The 17,223-nt window shown below is 59.3% G+C and carries 15 protein-coding genes; 12 read left to right on the top strand and 3 right to left on the bottom strand.

Going from position 1 to position 17,223, the window contains the following annotated elements; genetic code table 11:
- Window positions 1–67 precede the first annotated feature (67 nt).
- From tcyJ to RYC17_RS22210, 12 genes are all read left to right on the top strand, one after another.
- Window positions 68–865 (top strand): cystine ABC transporter substrate-binding protein, encoded by a 798-nt coding sequence (gene tcyJ / locus RYC17_RS22265; RefSeq protein ID WP_122258871.1) that lies wholly within the window; start codon window positions 68–70, stop codon window positions 863–865.
- Complete coding sequence (gene tcyL / locus RYC17_RS22260) at window positions 862–1,530, top strand: cystine ABC transporter permease (protein ID WP_080394778.1); 669 nt, start codon at window positions 862–864, stop codon at window positions 1,528–1,530. The genes tcyJ and tcyL overlap by 4 nt, the downstream gene beginning before the upstream one ends.
- Before the next feature lie 3 nt (window positions 1,531–1,533).
- Complete coding sequence (gene tcyN / locus RYC17_RS22255) at window positions 1,534–2,277, top strand: L-cystine ABC transporter ATP-binding protein TcyN (RefSeq protein ID WP_122258872.1); 744 nt, start codon at window positions 1,534–1,536, stop codon at window positions 2,275–2,277.
- A 575-nt stretch (window positions 2,278–2,852) separates the two neighbouring features.
- On the top strand, window positions 2,853–3,581 hold the full coding sequence (locus RYC17_RS22250; protein WP_058402801.1) for a hypothetical protein: 729 nt from the start codon (window positions 2,853–2,855) through the stop codon (window positions 3,579–3,581).
- Between the two features lie 521 nt (window positions 3,582–4,102).
- The gene (locus RYC17_RS22245) at window positions 4,103–5,275 is read left to right on the top strand and encodes an SfnB family sulfur acquisition oxidoreductase (RefSeq protein ID WP_227449378.1); all 1,173 of its coding nucleotides are present in this window, start codon (window positions 4,103–4,105) and stop codon (window positions 5,273–5,275) included.
- Window positions 5,276–5,300: 25 nt separating this feature from the next.
- Window positions 5,301–6,506, top strand: a complete 1,206-nt coding sequence (locus tag RYC17_RS22240) for an SfnB family sulfur acquisition oxidoreductase (protein ID WP_122258874.1) — start codon at window positions 5,301–5,303, stop codon at window positions 6,504–6,506.
- Window positions 6,506–7,861 (top strand): LLM class flavin-dependent oxidoreductase, encoded by a 1,356-nt coding sequence (locus RYC17_RS22235; protein WP_122258875.1) that lies wholly within the window; start codon window positions 6,506–6,508, stop codon window positions 7,859–7,861. The genes RYC17_RS22240 and RYC17_RS22235 overlap by 1 nt, the downstream gene beginning before the upstream one ends.
- Window positions 7,862–7,988: 127 nt before the next feature.
- A complete protein-coding gene (locus RYC17_RS22230) occupies window positions 7,989–8,777 on the top strand; it encodes a MetQ/NlpA family ABC transporter substrate-binding protein (RefSeq protein WP_004654148.1) in 789 nt (262 codons plus the stop codon).
- A complete protein-coding gene (locus RYC17_RS22225) occupies window positions 8,774–9,904 on the top strand; it encodes a methionine ABC transporter ATP-binding protein (protein WP_122258877.1) in 1,131 nt (376 codons plus the stop codon). Before RYC17_RS22230 ends, RYC17_RS22225 begins: the two co-directional genes overlap by 4 nt.
- On the top strand, window positions 9,894–10,538 hold the full coding sequence (locus RYC17_RS22220) for a methionine ABC transporter permease (RefSeq protein WP_002551596.1): 645 nt from the start codon (window positions 9,894–9,896) through the stop codon (window positions 10,536–10,538). Before RYC17_RS22225 ends, RYC17_RS22220 begins: the two co-directional genes overlap by 11 nt.
- A gap of 56 nt (window positions 10,539–10,594) precedes the next feature.
- Complete coding sequence (locus RYC17_RS22215; protein WP_122258878.1) at window positions 10,595–11,221, top strand: class I SAM-dependent methyltransferase; 627 nt, start codon at window positions 10,595–10,597, stop codon at window positions 11,219–11,221.
- Between the two features lie 130 nt (window positions 11,222–11,351).
- On the top strand, window positions 11,352–11,819 hold the full coding sequence (locus tag RYC17_RS22210; RefSeq protein WP_122258879.1) for a hypothetical protein: 468 nt from the start codon (window positions 11,352–11,354) through the stop codon (window positions 11,817–11,819).
- A 52-nt stretch (window positions 11,820–11,871) separates the two neighbouring features.
- On the opposite strand, the gene RYC17_RS22205 is transcribed toward RYC17_RS22210, so the two are convergent.
- Genes RYC17_RS22205 through RYC17_RS22195 form a run of 3 tightly spaced genes read right to left on the bottom strand, consistent with a single transcriptional unit; the run spans window position 11,872 to window position 17,173 of the window.
- Complete coding sequence (locus RYC17_RS22205) at window positions 11,872–14,973, bottom strand: efflux RND transporter permease subunit (protein ID WP_122258880.1); 3,102 nt, start codon at window positions 14,971–14,973, stop codon at window positions 11,872–11,874.
- The gene (locus tag RYC17_RS22200) at window positions 14,970–16,058 is read right to left on the bottom strand and encodes an efflux RND transporter periplasmic adaptor subunit (RefSeq protein ID WP_057404580.1); all 1,089 of its coding nucleotides are present in this window, start codon (window positions 16,056–16,058) and stop codon (window positions 14,970–14,972) included. Before RYC17_RS22200 ends, RYC17_RS22205 begins: the two co-directional genes overlap by 4 nt.
- A complete protein-coding gene (locus tag RYC17_RS22195) occupies window positions 16,055–17,173 on the bottom strand; it encodes an efflux RND transporter periplasmic adaptor subunit (RefSeq protein ID WP_058408296.1) in 1,119 nt (372 codons plus the stop codon). Before RYC17_RS22195 ends, RYC17_RS22200 begins: the two co-directional genes overlap by 4 nt.
- Window positions 17,174–17,223: the final 50 nt, after the last annotated feature.

Genomic DNA, 17,223 nt, shown 5'->3' with positions numbered 1-17,223 from the left:
TCAGCACGATGTTGCTTGAGTCGGGTCAGAAAATGGCCAGACACTTCCATACCAACAAGGGGCTCGCATGAACATTTCCGCTATTCGTCGCACGTTTCTTTTCTCGGCACTGGGCTTGATGCTCGGTACCGGTATCGCCGGGCAAGCCATGGCTGGCGAGCAACTGCAGAAAATCAAGGATAGCGGCACGCTTAATGTGGGCCTTGAAGGCACTTACCCGCCGTTCAGCTTCGTCGATGAAAACGGCAAGCTCACCGGCTTCGAAGTCGAGTTTTCCGAAGCGCTGGCCAAGGAACTGGGTGTGAAAGCCAAGATCCAGCCATCGAAATGGGACGGCATTCTGGCCGCTCTGGATTCCAAGCGTCTGGATGTGGTGATCAATCAGGTGACCATCTCCGAGGAGCGCAAGAAGAAGTACGACTTCTCCGAGCCCTACACCGTGTCCGGCATTCAGGCGCTGGTTCTGAAGAAGAACGCAGACACCATCAAGACAGCCAAGGACCTGACCGGCAAGAAGGTTGGCGTGGGGCTGGGCACCAACTACGAACAATGGTTGAAGGAAAACGTCCCGGGCGCAATCGTCAAAACCTATGACGATGACCCGAGCAAAATTCAGGACCTGAGTGTAGGCCGTATCGACGCGATTCTCGTTGATCGCCTGGCAGCTCTGGAAATGGCCACCAAGACCAAAGACAAACTGGTGCCCGCAGGTGACGCGTTTTCCCGTCAGGAGTCTGGCATTGCCCTGCGCAAAGGCGAACCCGAGTTGCAGGCAGCTATCGACAAGGCCATCGACAAACTGCGTGCCGACGGCACCCTGGAAAAACTGTCGAAGAAATACTTCAACGCTGACGTCACCAAATGATCGAAGAGAGCCTTCAGCTCGCGCTGGACTCCGCGCCCTTTCTGCTCAAGGGCGCGTATTACACCGTCTTCCTCAGCCTGGGCGGGATGTTTTTCGGGTTGCTGCTGGGCTTCGGCCTGGCATTGATGCGCCTGTCGCGCTTCAAGCTGGTGAACTGGATTGCACGCATCTACGTGTCGTTCTTTCGCGGTACGCCCTTGCTGGTCCAGCTGTTCGTGATTTATTACGGCCTGCCGGAACTGGGTATCCAGCTTGAACCCCTGAGCGCGGCACTGATCGGCTTTTCGCTGAACATGGCCGCCTATGCCTGCGAGATTCTGCGCGCGGCTATCAGTTCCGTGGAGCGTGGTCAGTGGGAAGCTGCCGCAAGCATCGGCATGACCCGCTGGCAGACCATGCGCCGGGCCATACTGCCGCAAGCAGCACGCACGGCCTTGCCGCCACTGGGCAACAGTTTCATTTCGCTGGTCAAGGACACCGCGCTGGCCGCCACCATTCAGGTGCCGGAGCTGTTCCGCCAGGCGCAATTGATCACCGCCCGCACCTTTGAAATTTTCACCATGTACCTGGCCGCCGCACTGATCTACTGGATCCTTGCCACGGCGCTCTCGCACCTGCAAAACAAGCTGGAAGCCAGGGTCAACCGGCATGATCTGGAGACCTGACGCATGATAGTCGTTGAAAAACTCACCAAGGAATTCAAAGGCAATCAGGTGCTCAAGGGCATTGATCTACGTATCGAAGCCGGGGAAGTCGTCGCCATCATCGGCCCCAGCGGCTCGGGCAAGACCACCCTGCTGCGCTGCCTGAACCTGCTGGAGACGCCAGACAGCGGCAGGATCAAGGTGGGTGACATCGAGATCGATGGCACACGTTCCATGAACCAGCAACAAGGGTTGATTCGCCAGTTGCGCCAGCAGGTAGGGTTCGTGTTTCAGAACTTCAATCTGTTTCCACATCGCACCGCGCTGGAAAACGTCATTGAAGGCCCGGTGGTGGTCAAAAAGGTCGCGCGGGAAGCCGCCGAGGCGCTGGGCAGGAAACTGCTTGCCAAGGTGGGGCTGAACGGCAAGGAAGACGCCTACCCGCGTCGTCTCTCGGGCGGGCAGCAGCAGCGCGTGGCGATTGCACGGGCGCTGGCGATGGAGCCGCAAGTGATTCTGTTCGACGAGCCAACCTCGGCACTGGACCCGGAACTGGTTGGCGAGGTGCTGACCACTATTCGCGCCCTGGCCGAAGAAAAGCGCACGATGGTGATCGTCACCCACGAGATGAGCTTTGCACGAGAGGTCGCCAACCGGGTGATCTTCATCGACAAGGGGGTGATCGTGGAGCAAGGCGAAGCCAAAGCACTGTTCGCCAACCCCAAGGAAGAGCGCACACGGCAGTTTCTTGAGCGCACTCGTCACTGATCATGCCGGTAGGCACCTAAAAAAAGCAGCGTCCATCAACGGCGCTGCTTTTTTCTTACATTTCAGAGGGCGTTAATCGTTCAAGATCCTTGCTCAATTCCCGCGTAATTTTCCGAAAAATCATCGAAATAATAAAATCGGCCTACGTCAGCTCTCATACCTGATTCGTAGTCGGCTGGCCTGAAGCAGACGCACCTTGCCGAATACCCTCTTCCGAGCCCTCCTCTGTCGGTTACTGCCTGTTGCTATGGGTACTTTGTGGTAGGACGATTGTTTATCGCGAAGTAAACAGTTCCAAATAAACCGTGTAGGAAGTCTCCGGTTTTCAAGTAAAACACTAGCAAACGTCACCCGCATATTGACAAGTGCCCGCAAAGCCCATTAGCTCACACACATCATTCAGTTAGTGAGACACCAAAGTTTCAAGCCCCCTTTTCATACCATTTGTAATGTTTGCCATAAGTTGGATATTTAAGGTACTTATCCCACCGTCTTAACCGCACCTCTTATTCCTTCAACATGACAATTTATGACGAATCTTTACTTGAACTATTGATTATCAGGAGCACCTGTACATGAGCCAAATCATTTGCAAACCGACCCCTCTGGGCCTGTCCGCCCCTTCCATACCGCTGGCCAGCCGACATGGCATAGGCGTGAGAGGCGCCTCTCAACTGCTTGTTCATGTGGAACCCTACGACAGCATGGACGAGGGAGACCTGATCGAACTGTTCTGGGACGGCTGTTACGTCGCGTCAAAAATATTGAAGGCATCCGACATCGGCAAACCCGTTGTCCTACGTGTGCCGGAAAGCTTTCTACAGAACGGCAAGGCAAGAACTTACTACCGGGTCATGAAAATAGGCGGTGTGCCCGTCACCTCGCCCTGCCGCAAGCTGTGGGTGAAGCTGAACGCCCCAGGCGGACAATTGGTCAGCACCAACACGGAAGAAAACCAAGGGCTGGCACCGCTGTATGTTGTGCCATCGGTGATACGTCGAGGACTGTCGCGCAGGCACCTGGAAGGCGGTTTGCCGATGACCATCGAGCCGTACCTGAACATGGCTGTTCACGACGAGATCACTGTGCGCTGGGGCGATTTGCGTATGGACCTGCCACCGCTTGTTGCCGAAGACGTCGGTGAACCTGTCGACCTTGTCGTGCCGCCCGAGCTGATACTGGAAGGCGGAGAGGAACAACAACTGGAAGTGACTTACTGTGTTATCGACCGCGTGGGTAACAACTCGCTCTGGGCTCCGCCACGGGTAATAAGGGTTCAGCCACTGGGCCATTCAACTGATTGAATACGACGAATCGAATAATCGAGGCTCCTTAAAAAATCACCAGCAAAATGGCCGGCACGGTAATAGCAGTCATCAATAAAATAAACATTGGTAACTTATGTCCGCTACTTTTTAAACCTCTGCCGAGCGTGCAATAAACGGCGAAATCATTCAGGCGTCAACGGTGTTCATCTCGCACCTTGGTCTGGCACCTCGGGTGACGTCGGTTGAGGCACTGAACGGACGCAAACGACTGACAATTACTGTCTATGCTTATTCCAAAAATCACGTTTTAAAATTTTTTATACACGCTTAGGGTATATATACCGGACCACCGGACATCGTGATGTTTTCCAGCCGCACTTGATGCGGTCTACTGCTACGAGGTTCCGATGGTCCCTTTCACAACTACCCCTGTGGATAAACCCAGGGCTGTACCTACTGACGGTGAGCGACGCGAGTCTGATCCAGCGGCGGTAGCGGCCCACCACGTCCAGGCTTCACAAGAGCCTGACGTCGCTCCCCACCTGCTTGCGGCCAAGGTGTTGCAAAACGACGCCGAGGCCATTGCAGCCGCTCATGAACTGGCAGCGGCAGCCAGGATCAACGCTGCAAGCCGCGATCGGCAACGCGCTTTGCCGTGGGCTGAAATCGAACAATTCACCCGTAGCGGACTGGGCAGCATATCCATCCCGCGCGCGTACGGCGGTCCGCAAGTATCGTTCGTCACGGTGGCCGAAGTGTTCAGGATCATTTCTGCTGCCGACCCCGCATTGGGACAAATTCCGCAAAACCAGTTCGGCATTCTGCACCTGCTGCAGGGCAGCGCCACCGAACAGCAGAAAAAAACACTGTTTCAGAGCGTCCTGGACGGCTGGCGCATTGGCAACGCCGGGCCGGAACGCGGCACCAAAAACACGCTGGAACTCAAGGCACGGATCACCGCCAATGGCGACCGCCTGACCATCACCGGACAGAAGTTCTATTCCACCGGCGCATTGTTTGCGCATTGGGTCGCGGTCAAGGCGCTGGATGATCAGGGCCGACAGATCATGGCCTTCGTCAAACGTGGCACACCGGGCCTGCGCATCGTCGATGACTGGTCGGGCTTTGGCCAGCGCACCACCGCGAGCGGCACCGTGCTGCTCGACAACGTTGCGGTCGACGCCGGGCAGGTGGTCGACAACTGGCGTCTGTCCCTGACGCCCAATATTCAGGGCGCGGTATCGCAGTTGATCCAGGCTGCGATAGACGCGGGCATTGCTCGCGGTGCAATTGATGATGCGATTGCATTCGTTCGCGAGAAATCCCGTCCGTGGATCGACGCCAACGTCGAGCGTGCCAGCGACGATCTCTACGTGATTGCCGACATCGGCAAGCTGAAACTTGAGCTACACGCCGCCGAAGCCTTACTGCGCAAGGCGGGTCAGGAACTCGACGAAATCAACGCTGCGCCCATTGATGAACATTCGGCAGCCCGCGCCTCCATCGCCGTGGCGCGTGCCAAGGTACTGACCACCGAAATCTCCTTGTTGGCCAGCGAAAAGCTGTTCGAACTGGCAGGCAGCCGCGCGACCCTGGCCGAGTTCAATCTCGACCGCCACTGGCGTAACGCACGCGTCCATACCCTCCACGACCCGGTGCGCTGGAAATACCACGCAGTCGGCACCTGGCATTTGAACGGCACTCTGCCTGCTCGCCATTCCTGGATCTGAACCAGACCACTGGAGAACACCTTTGATGAGTTCCAACCTTCAGGCGCGCGACCACGCAGCGCTGATTACCAGTGACGCTCAGGCCCTGCAAACAGCCCGCGAACTGGCCCTGCACTTCAAGACCGACAGCGCGCAACGCGACCGCGAGCGTCGTTTGCCTCATGCCGAACTCGACCTGTTCAGTCAGTCCGGTCTGTGGGGCATCAGTGTCCCGAAGGCCTTTGGCGGCGCGGGTGTTTCAAACGTTACGCTGGCCAAGGTGATACAGCTGATTTCCGAAGCCGATGGCTCGCTGGGCCAGATTCCGCAAAACCATTTCTATGCCCTCGAAGTGCTGCGCGTGAACGGCAACCCGCAGCAACAGGCGCAGCTGTATGCCGAGGCGCTGGCTGGCGTGCGGTTCGGCAACGCGCTGGCCGAACTGGGAACCAAAACGGCACACGACCGCACCACTCGCCTGACCCGCGACGGCGACGGTTATCGCATCAACGGACGCAAGTTCTACGCGACCGGCGCGCTGTATGCGCAACGTATTCCCACCTCGGTGATCGACGACGAGGGTGTGCAGCAACTGGTTTTCGTCGCGCATGACAGCGAAGGCCTGACCGTCATCGACGACTGGAGCGGTTTTGGGCAGCGCACCACGGGCAGCGGCTCGGTGCTGTTCGACAACGTGTACGTCCGCGCCAACGACGTCGTGCCGTTCCAGAGCGCTTTCCAGCGCCCCACTACAGTCGGGCCGCTGGCGCAGATTCTTCATGCCGCTATCGACACCGGCATCGCCCGCGCAGCCTTTGAGGACGCCTTGACCTTCGTGCAGACGCGCACCCGGCCTTGGATCGACTCGGGTATCGAAAAGGCCGTGGACGACCCGCTGACGCTGCACAGCTTCGGCAAGCTGGGTATTCGCCTGCACGCCGCCGAAGCACTGCTGGAGCGGGCCGGGGAGTTTCTCGACGTTGCCCAGGCAGACAGCAATGCCCGCACCGTGGCCGCCGCATCAATAGCCGTGGCCGAAGCCCGCGCCATCAGCACGGAGATTTCCCTGGCGGCTGGCAGCACGTTGTTCGAACTGGCGGGCAGTCAATCGACACTGGCTGAACACGGCCTGGATCGCCACTGGCGCAACGCGCGCGTTCATACGCTGCACGACCCGGTACGCTGGAAGTTTCACGCCATCGGCAATTACTACCTCAACGACACCAATCCTCCGTTGCGGGGGACGATCTGATGGCGCGTAAAAAGATCCTCCTCAACGCGTTCAACATGAACTGCATCGGCCATATCAATCATGGTCTGTGGACGCATCCGCGTGATACCTCAACGCAATTCAACAGCCTGGAATACTGGACCGATCTGGCGAAACTGCTGGAGCGCGGATTGTTTGACGGTTTGTTCATCGCCGACATCGTGGGCGTGTACGACGTCTATCAGAACTCGGTGGACGTCACCCTCAAGGAAGCCATCCAGTTGCCGGTCAACGACCCGCTGCTGCTGGTTTCGGCAATGGCTGGCGTGACCAGACACCTGGGCTTCGGCCTGACGGCCAACCTGACCTACGACGCGCCCTATCTGTTCGCCAGACGCATGTCGACACTCGATCATCTGAGCCGTGGCCGGGTGGGCTGGAACATCGTGACCGGCTACCTCGACAGCGCGGCGCGGGCGATGGGTCTGACCGAGCAGAACGAGCACGACCGCCGTTACGATCAGGCCGATGAATACCTGGAGGTACTCTACAAGCTCTGGGAAGGCAGCTGGGAAGACGATGCCGTCATCAACGACCGCGAACAGCGCGTCTATGCCCAGCCGGGCAAAGTGCACAAGGTACGGCACCAGGGCGAGTTCTATCAGGTCGAGGGCTACCACCTGTGCGAGCCGTCACCGCAACGCACGCCGGTGCTGTTTCAGGCTGGCAGTTCGGAGCGCGGCCTGCAGTTTGCCGGGCAGAACGCAGAATGCGTGTTCATCAGCGGCCAGAACAAGACCGCGACCCGCGAGCAGGTAGACAAGGTGCGCGCCAGCGCAGTGAAGGCCGGGCGCAACCCGGAGGACATCAAGGTGTTCATGGGCCTTAACGTCATTGTCGCCGCGACCGAGGCGCTGGCTCGGGAGAAACACGCCGAGTACCGCCACCATGCCAGCGCCGAAGCAGGCGTGGCGCACTTTGCGGCATCGACCGGTATCGATTTTGCCGAATACGAACTGGACGAACCCATTCAATACGTGAAGAGCAACGCCATTCAGTCCGCGACCAGAAACCTGAAAAACAACGACTGGACCCGCCAGAAACTGCTCGATCAGCACGCGCTGGGCGGCCGTTATATCACCCTGGTCGGCTCGCCTGAACAGGTCGCTGATGAGCTGGAATCGTGGATTGCAGAAACCGGCCTGGACGGTTTCAACCTGACCCGCATCGTCACGCCAGAGAGCTACGAGGACTTCATCGATCTGGTGATCCCGGAGCTGCAACGCCGCGGGTCCTACAAGACCGCTTACGAAGACGGCAGCCTGCGCAAAAAACTATTTCCGGAAGGCACGGATCGATTGCCGCAACGGCACGCGGGAGCGGGCTTCAGAGCTTGATTATCGTACCAATGCTCCGCGTTGGCACGCCGTTCAGGACGCTCCGCGTCCCTTGTGACGCAGAGCGTCACGACATGCATTCCCACGCTGGAGCGTGAGGAACGAGACTTTATTAAAGGACCGCACCATGAGCAAAACCCTCGCTGCACTGGCCCTCGGGCTGTTGACCCTGACCGCTTACGCTGACGACAAGCCCTTGAAAGTCGGCACCACGGCAGCCTTCGCCATACCGCTTGAAGCCGCTGTCGAAGAAGCTGGCAAGCAGGGCCTGAAAGTCGAGCTGGTCGAATTCACCGACTGGATCGCGCCCAACGTCACCCTCGCCGCAGGCGATATCGACGTGAACTACTTCCAGCACATCCCTTTCCTGACCAACGCCAATGAAGCCGCCGGTTTCGGCCTGGTGCCCTATGCGCCGGGGATCATCAACAACGTGGGTCTGTACTCGAAAAAGTACAAAAGCTTTGATGAGCTGCCGACCGGCGCTACCGTGGCCATTGCCAATGACCCGATCAACAGCGGACGCGGCCTGCAATTGCTGGCCAAGGCCGGGCTGATCACCCTCAAGCAAGGCGTCGGCTACAAGGCGACCGAGGAAGACATCACCGCCAACCCGAAAAAGCTCAAGATCATTCAGGTTGAAGCCGTGCAACTGGTGCGCGCCTACGATGACGCCGATCTGGTACAGGGCTACCCTGCCTATATCCGTCTGGCCAAGACCTTTCCCGCCGACTCGGCCATCCTGTTCGATGGTCTGGACCACCCGGAATACGTCATTCAGTTCGTGATCAAACCTGATCATAAAGATGATCCGCGTCTGGCTAAATTCGTCGATATCTATCAGCACTCGCCCGTCGTCCGCGCTTCGCTCGACAAGGTCAACGGCAAGCTTTACCAGGCGGGATGGAAAGAATGACCGCAACCGCGCAACGCCAACTGCCACTCAACACCCCGAGCGCAAGCACACTGGCGCAACAGGCCGAGCTGCACCCGGAGCTGAATCGCGCCCATGTGCGGTTCATCAACCTGGGCAAGACCTATCACGGCAAGCAAGGCCCCGTTGAAGCGCTGGGCAATATCGACCTGGCTGTCCAGCGCGGCGAGATATTCGGCATCATTGGCCGCAGCGGCGCAGGCAAATCCTCGCTGATCCGCACTATCAATCGCCTGGAACAACCCAGCAGCGGCCGGGTGCTGATCGATCAGGTGGACATCGGCGAGTTCGACGAAGACAAACTGGTGGAGCTGCGCCGACGCATCGGCATGATCTTCCAGCACTTCAATCTGATGTCGGCCAAGACCGTCTGGCAGAACGTCGAACTGCCGCTCAAGGTCGCAGGCGTGCCCAAGGAGCAACGCGCGCAAAAGGTCGCGCAGTTACTGGAACTGGTGGGCTTGCAGGACAAGCACAAGGCGTATCCCGCGCAACTGTCCGGCGGACAGAAACAGCGTGTCGGCATCGCCCGCGCGCTGGTACACGACCCGGCGATTCTGCTGTGCGACGAAGCCACTTCAGCGCTGGACCCGGAAACCACCCAGTCGATCCTCGGCCTGCTGCGCGAGATCAATCAGCGCCTGGGCCTGACCATCGTGCTGATCACCCATGAAATGGCGGTTATTCGTGATATCTGCCACCGCGTTGTGGTGCTGGAGCAAGGCCGGATAGTCGAGCAAGGGCCGGTCTGGCAAGTGTTTGGCGACCCACAGCACGACGTCAGCAAAACCCTGCTGGCACCGCTGCAAACCGGGCTGCCGAAGGAGTGGGCCGAGCGTCTGAGCGATCAGCCGCAACGGCCTGATGCAGCCCTGTTACTGGATGTGCATTTTACCGGTGCCAGTGACCAGGGGCCTGATCTGGCCGCGCTGTTTGCCGCACTGGGCGGCAAGGTGCAATTGCTGCAGGGCGGGGTCGAGCGGATTCAGGAGCGGGCCATCGGCCACTTGATTCTGTCGGTCGCCGGCTCAGTGCATACACGCGACGAGTTGCTGGCACGCGCCCGCACACTGGCGCCACGCGCGGAGGTATTGGGTTATGTGGGTTGATCGTTTGCTGCAAGGCACTCTCGACACGTTTCTGATGGTCGGTGTGTCGTCATTGATCGCACTGCTGCTGGGCATCCCGCTGGCAGTGATTCTGGTCACCAGTTCCAAAGGCGGCATCTATGAAGCACCGGGGATCAACCGCGTGCTGGGCGCCTTCGTAAACCTGTTTCGCTCTATTCCCTTCCTGATCCTGATGGTCGCGCTGATCCCCTTCACGCGGATGATCGTCGGCACCACGTATGGGGTCTGGGCAGCCGTTGTACCGCTGACCATTGCAGCCACGCCGTTCTTTGCACGGATCGCCGAAGTGAGCCTGCGCGAGGTCGATCACGGCCTGGTCGAAGCGGCGCAAGCGATGGGCTGTCGGCGCTGGCACATCATCTGGCACGTATTGCTGCCAGAAGCGCGCCCCGGCATCGTCGGCGGCTTTACCATCACGCTGGTGACGATGATCAACTCATCAGCCATGGCCGGTGCCATCGGCGCAGGCGGGCTGGGCGACATTGCCTATCGCTACGGCTATCAGCGCTTCGATACGCAGGTGATGCTGACCGTGATCGTCTTGCTGGTGGCGGTCGTAGCGCTGGTGCAACTGGGCGGTGACCGGCTGGCGCGCAGCTTCGACAGGCGCTGAGCAGCCGCAACGCAGCGAGGGTATATTGGCGGTCTTCCTTTACCGGACCGCCCCTGATGAAACTCGACCCTCACACGCTTGCGCAGATTACCTCGACCACTGTCAGCCATTACAACAGCGTGGCCGACGAATTTCGCGAAGGCACACGCGACCACGACGTCAGCCAGAACATCGATGCCCTGTTGCGGCATATCGAAGGCCCGGCACCGTGGCAGATTCTCGACTTCGGCTGCGGGCCGGGGCGTGATTTGAAGACGTTCACAGCAATGGGCCATGTGGCGGTCGGGCTCGATGGCTCCGAACGTTTCGCCGAAATGGCCCGCGCCGAGACCGGTTGCGAAGTGCTACAGCAGAACTTCCTCGAACTCGACCTGCCGCAAGGCCGCTTCGATGGCCTCTTCGCCAACGCAGTGCTGTTCCACATCCCCAGACAGGAGCTGCCACGCGTGCTGCGCGAACTGTATGCCACGCTCAAACCGGGCGGCGTGCTGTTCAGCTCCAACCCGCGTGGTGAGAATCAGGAAGGCTGGAACGGCGAGCGTTACGGCGCGTACCACGACCTCGAAACATGGCGCGAACTGCTGACCGAAGCCGGGTTTAGCGAGCTGGAACACTACTACCGCCCCGCCGGGTTGCCGAGAGAGCAGCAGCCTTGGCTGGCAAGCGTCTGGCGGCGTCAGTGATGTGCGGCGCTGCGCAGTTCGTGTGCTGGTACTTCTGACAGTATCGTTCAGCAACCGGTGCGCCTTAGGATAGATTCAGCCACTTAAACAGGCGGCTTGTATCCATCCGAATCGATCAAAGGAACTGATCATGGCGACCGAATATCTGAAAAATGGCGATTTCAGCGACAATCTTACTCACTGGACAGCCCCAGCGGGCTTTGAGCCAGATTTCAAGCCCATGGAAGGTGAAGGTCAAAGCATCAAGCTGAATACCGGAGTGACCGTAAGCCAGTCGATTATTGAACTGCCCCCCCAGCGTCTGCATCTCGAGTTCGACGTTCTTAACGCAGAGAACGTAGGCGAGGTGTTTTTCGTTGTAGTCGTGGGCGGCTACAACATTGAGGGTGCGATTAATCTGACGCAGGTCGTAAACTTCGCAACTCAGGAATGGGTGCATTATTCTGGCGACTTCGATTTCCAGGCGCAGCTCAGGAAATGCTTCTTGAATATATCTGCCCCGGCGGACACCTCCAGCTTTTCGCCTTCAGGCCTGACAAAGGCCTCGCCGTTCGGCCCAGTGCGGTTCGCCAACCTTAGCCTGACTTTGTCCGACTAATTACCGCACCAGCGACTCTGCCACCTTTCAAAGGTGGCAGAACACATATTACTCAATGCGCAAGCCGTACCTGCTCATCGTCATCCTTGTCCGCCGCTTCGCGACGCTGTTCGTCGGTTGGTTCCTTGATGCGGTACCAGGCCACGTACAACGCAGGCAGGAATAGCAGGGTCAGCAACGTGGCGATGATGATGCCACCGATCATGGCGTAGGCCATCGGGCCCCAGAACACTTCCCGCGCAATGGGGATCATGCCCAGGCTCGCCGCGGCCGCGGTCAGCAAAATCGGGCGGCGGCGGTGCTCGGTGGCTTCGACTACGGCGTCCCACGGCAGGTAGCCGCTCTTTTCATAGGCATCGATCTGGGTCACCAGAATCACCGAGTTGCGGATGATGATGCCGATCAGCGCCAGTACACCGAGAATCGCCACGAACCCCAGTGGCGTCCCCGTCGGAATCAGCGCCAGCACCACGCCGATCAAGCCCAGAGGCGCGACACTGGCCACCAGAAACATCTTCTGAATGCTGTGCAACTGAATCATCAGGAACGTTGCCATGAGGAACAGCATCAGCGGCGCAACGCTGGCGATCGGCCCCTGCGCCTTGCTGCTTTCTTCGACCGTGCCGCCCGTTGCAACCTTGTAGCCGACCGGCAGGCCAGCGGCGAACTTGTCGATTTCAGGTTGCAGCTGTTTGACCAGATCGGTTGGCTGAATCGCGTCCCGTACCGCGCCTTTCACGGTGATGGTCGGCATGCGATCGCGGCGCCAGACCAACGGCTGCTCCAGCTCGTAACCAACGGTGGCGAACGCCAGCAGCGGAATGGATGCTCCAGTCTGGGTCACGATTTGCAGGTTCTGCAGGGTTTCCGGCGTGCCGCGTTCTGCGTCTTCAGCACGTCCGATCACATTGATCAGATAGATATCATCACGCACCTGGGTCACGGTAGAACCGCTGACCACGCTGTTCATCAGCTTGGCGACGTCTTCCGACGACAGGCCCAACTGCCGGGCCTTGTCCTGATTGATATCGATGCGCAGCACCTTGCCCGGCTCGTTCCAGTCATAGATCACTTCGCCCACATGCGAGTTGTGATCGAGCAGTTTGGCCAGCTCGATGGCGTGCTGGCGCACCTTGTCGATGTTCTCGCCGCTGACGCGATACTGCAACGGACGACCCACTGGAGGGCCCATCTCCAGCGCCTGCACATACGAACCGATGCCGACGAAGTCATCACGCAAGCGTTTTTGCAGACGGGCAGTCAACGCGCCCCGCTCCTCCAGGCCTTTGCTGACAATCACCAGCTGGGCGTAGAACGGGTTTTCCAGTTGCTGATCAAGGGGCAGGTAAAAACGCAGCGCGCCCTGGCCAATATAGGTGCTCCAGCGCTCAATGTCCGGATCGTCCTTGAGGCTCGCTTCAAAACGATCCACCACCTTGCGCGTTTCGTTGATTGAGGCGTTCTGCGGCAGGTTCAGGTCGACCAGAATTTCCGGGCGGTCCGAAGACGGGAAGAACTGGTTCTGCACGAACTGCATGGAGAACAGCGACGCGGCGAACAACCCTACCGTGATGGCAATCGCCAGCCAGCGATGGCGCATGGCCCAGAGCATGCTGCCGTTGAATGCCCGGCCGATGCGGCCCGGCTCTTCGGATTTCGGTTTGATGTTGGCGCTCAGAATGTGCACGCCGATCACCGGTGCGAACAGAACGGCGACCAACCACGACACCAGCATCGCCACGGCAATCACGGCAAACAGTGTGAATGTGTATTCCCCCGCCGAGCTGTTGTTCAGCCCGATCGGCACAAAGCCGGCCACGGTCACCAGCGTACCGGTGAGCATCGGGAACGCTGTCGAGGTATAGGCGTACGTCGCAGCCTGCTCCTTGGATTCACCCATTTCCAAACGTGTGACCATCATTTCCACGGTAATCATGGCGTCGTCCACCAGCAGGCCGAGGGCGATGATCAGCGCGCCGAGGGAAATCCGTTGCATGGTGATGCCGCTGTATTCCATGAACACGAACACCATCGCCAACACCAGCGGAATCGAACACGCGACCACCAACCCTGCGCGAAACCCGAGGCTGACGAAGCTGACCAACAGCACGATAATCACTGCCTCGAACAACGCGCTGGTGAAGCCGCCCACAGCCTTGTTCACCACCTCGGCCTGATCCGACACCTTGTGCACGCCAATGCCGACTGGCAGCTCCGCTGTGGTAGCGTCCATACGTTCGTGCAGCGCCTTGCCGAACGACTGGATATTGCCGCCCTTCTGCATCGCGATGGCCAGGCCGATCGCCGGTTTGCCATCGAAGCGGAACAGCGGCTTGGGCGGATCGGTGTAGCCACGGGTTATGTCAGCAATGTCGCTCAGACGATAAAAACGGTCATTGATGCGTAGATTGACTGCAGCCAGATCCTTCTCGGACGCGAACTGGCCGGAGGTACGCACCGAGATCCGCTCCGGCCCGGCTTCTATAACCCCGGCAGGCGTCACCGCGTTCTGCGATTGCAGGCTTTGCACCACCTGGCTCTGGTCGATGCCCAATGCTGCGAGTTTGCGTGTCGAGAAGTTCAGGTACACCACTTCGTCCTGCTGACCGATCATCTCGACCTTGCCCAGCCCGGGCACGTCGCGGATGTCGGCGCGAACCTTCTCGACGTAGTCACGCAACTGGCGCATCGAGAAACCGTCTGCGGTAAACGCATAGATCGAGCCGTACACATCGCCGAACTCGTCGTTGAACGACGGGCCTTGCAGCCCCTGCGGGAACTGGCCACGGATGTCATCGACTTTCTTGCGCACCTGATACCAGATTTCCGGTATCGCCTTGGCGCTGGTGGTGTCACGCAGGTAGACGAAGACCGTGGATTCGCCCGGTCGGGTATAGCTCTTCACGTAGTCCAGCGAGTCCAGCTCTTCGAGCTTCTTCTCGATGCGGTCGGTGACTTGCTCGAGAGTCTCGTCCACCGTCGCGCCCGGCCAGCGGGTCTGGATAATCATGGTCTTGATAGTGAAGGACGGGTCTTCCTCGCGCCCAAGCTTCATGTAGGAAAACACGCCCATCAGCAGCGCGACAAACATCAGATACCAGACAAACGATTGATGCTTGATGGCCCACTCAGACAGATTGAAATTCCCTTTCATCGCGGGCTTTCCTCATCGACTTTGACTTTCTGGCCCGGCTTGAGGCTGTTGACGCCCGCGCTCACCACTTTTTCACCTGCCTTGACGCCATCGGCCAGCACGAAACTGTTGCTGTCACGGCTGATAATGTTCACAGCCCTCGGGTTCACCGTCTGGTTTTGCGGGTCGACGATCCATATCTGGCTTTTGCCATCGGCCTGCTGCAAGGCATTGATCGGCAAACGCATGCGCGGCGTGATGGTCGAGCTGAGCGTCACGCTGATGGCCGTGCCCAGCCGGAACGCCGCTGGCGTTTGCGCCAGCGTCAGACGTGCACGGCGGGTACGTGTGGTGCGGTCGGCCTGAGGTTCGATTTCACGAATGGTGGCGGTGGTATTCACTTCCGGATTCAACTGACTGGCTACCGTGAATACCACGTCGGACGGCAGCTGGTCGGCCAGTGTGTCAGGGAGGTCGATCACCGCTTCCTTGATGTCCGGCCGCGCCAGGGTCACGACTTCCTGCCCGGCCGTAACAACCTGACCGGCTTCAACTTTCCATTCGGTGACCACAGCATCGTGATCACTGCGCAGCTCGCTGTAGCTCAATTGATCGCGGGCCTGTTGTGCAGCGGCTTTGGCCTGTTCCTGCGACGAGCTGGCGGTCTTCAGATCGGTCAGGGCGATGTCCAGTTGTGCCTGGGCACCGACGCCGCGATCAAACAGCTCCTGCTGGCGGCGGGCGTTGGCCTGAGCGTTGATCAACTGCGCCTGCACATTGGCCAGGTCGCCCTGCCGGGCACGCACTGTATTCTGCTGATCGGTCGGATCAAGGGTGGCGAGCAAATCGCCTTTCTTCACTTCAGCGCCTACGTCGACGTTGCGCCGGGCAATACGTCCCGCCACACGAAAACCCAACACGCTCTGATAACGCGCCTGAATATTGCCGGCAAAACGCCCGAAATCCTGATTTGACTCAGGCTTGGCTTCGACGAACACGACAGGACGCACCGGTTCCGGAGGGGCCTCGTCCTTGCCGCAGCCACTCAACAGAAAGCCACTGGACAGAAGGCCACCCAACAACAGGCATGACGACAAACGCTTCATGGCTGCACCTGCGCGTTCTGCTGTTTGGGCTGTTCGGCAATCTCGACCTGCATGTCCGGGTGTAACAACTGTCCGCCTGCCACCACGACTTTCTCTCCACTTTTAAGCCCGTCGCCGATGATGACTTTGGCGGTCAGATAACGAGTAACGGTGACCCTGCGCAAATTGACTTTGCCCTGCTCGTCCACCACCCACACGGCGGGCTTGCCCAACTGCTCGCCAAGGTCCTTGGTCAGCGCCGCCCAAGGCAGCTCGACACTGGCATTGGCCGGTGCGCTCAGCGCCACGCTGACTACCGAGCCCAGGTCCATGCCTTCAGGCAGCGGATCGAGCGCGATCTTGACCTGTAAAGTGCCGGTTTGCGCCGAGACTGCCGGGGTCACTTCGCGTACTTTGCCGCTGACCTTGATGTCCGGGTTGTCGAGCAGCGTGACCTGCACAGGCTGATTGGTCGGCGGCTGAACGAACAGGGACTCGTAGACATTGAACACCGCATCCCGATCACCGTCGCGTGCCAGATCGAAAATCGGCATCGTGGCCTGCACCACCTGCCCGACTTCAGCCTGACGCGCGGTGATCACACCCGGCGCATCCGCGACTAGTGCGGTATACCCCAATTGTTCACGGGCATTGGCCAGTTGCGCCTGCGCAGCCTTCAACGAGCTTTCGCTGCCGCGCAAGGCGGCCTGGGCCGAGTCATATTCACTGCGGCTGGTATAGCCCTTGGGCAGCAGCTTTTGTTGCCGGACGAAAGCAGCGCTGGCCTGATTCACGCGGGCCTGCTCGGCGGCCACAGAGGCTGCGGCCGAATCGACATTGATCTGCAAATCCTTCGGATCAAGCCGGGCCAGCACCTGCCGGGCAGTGACCCGGTCGCCCACATCGACATTACGCTGAATGATCTTGCCATTGACCCGGAATGAAAGCCGGGTCTGCACCCGCGCCTGAACATCACCGGTCAGGGCGACACTGGCGGCGAAGTCGGCACTTTTTACCGTTTGCACATAAACCCTGGGCAGTTCGGGCGCCGCCGGTTTTTCCTCGCCACACCCCGTTAACATCGCCAAGGCAGCAGCGAGACCGAATGTAACCAGTCTAGAAGGAAGAACGGGCATGCAGACTCCTTGTGCGGCTGCCGGATGCGGGCGCGATAGGGCGAGAGAAT

Origin of the sequence: Pseudomonas syringae group sp. J248-6, from assembly GCF_032586995.1 — a bacterium.
Lineage (GTDB): Bacteria > Pseudomonadota > Gammaproteobacteria > Pseudomonadales > Pseudomonadaceae > Aquipseudomonas > Aquipseudomonas amygdali.
Note: the sequence above shows the minus strand (reverse complement) of the source record. Positions and strands in the feature narration are given on the sequence as shown.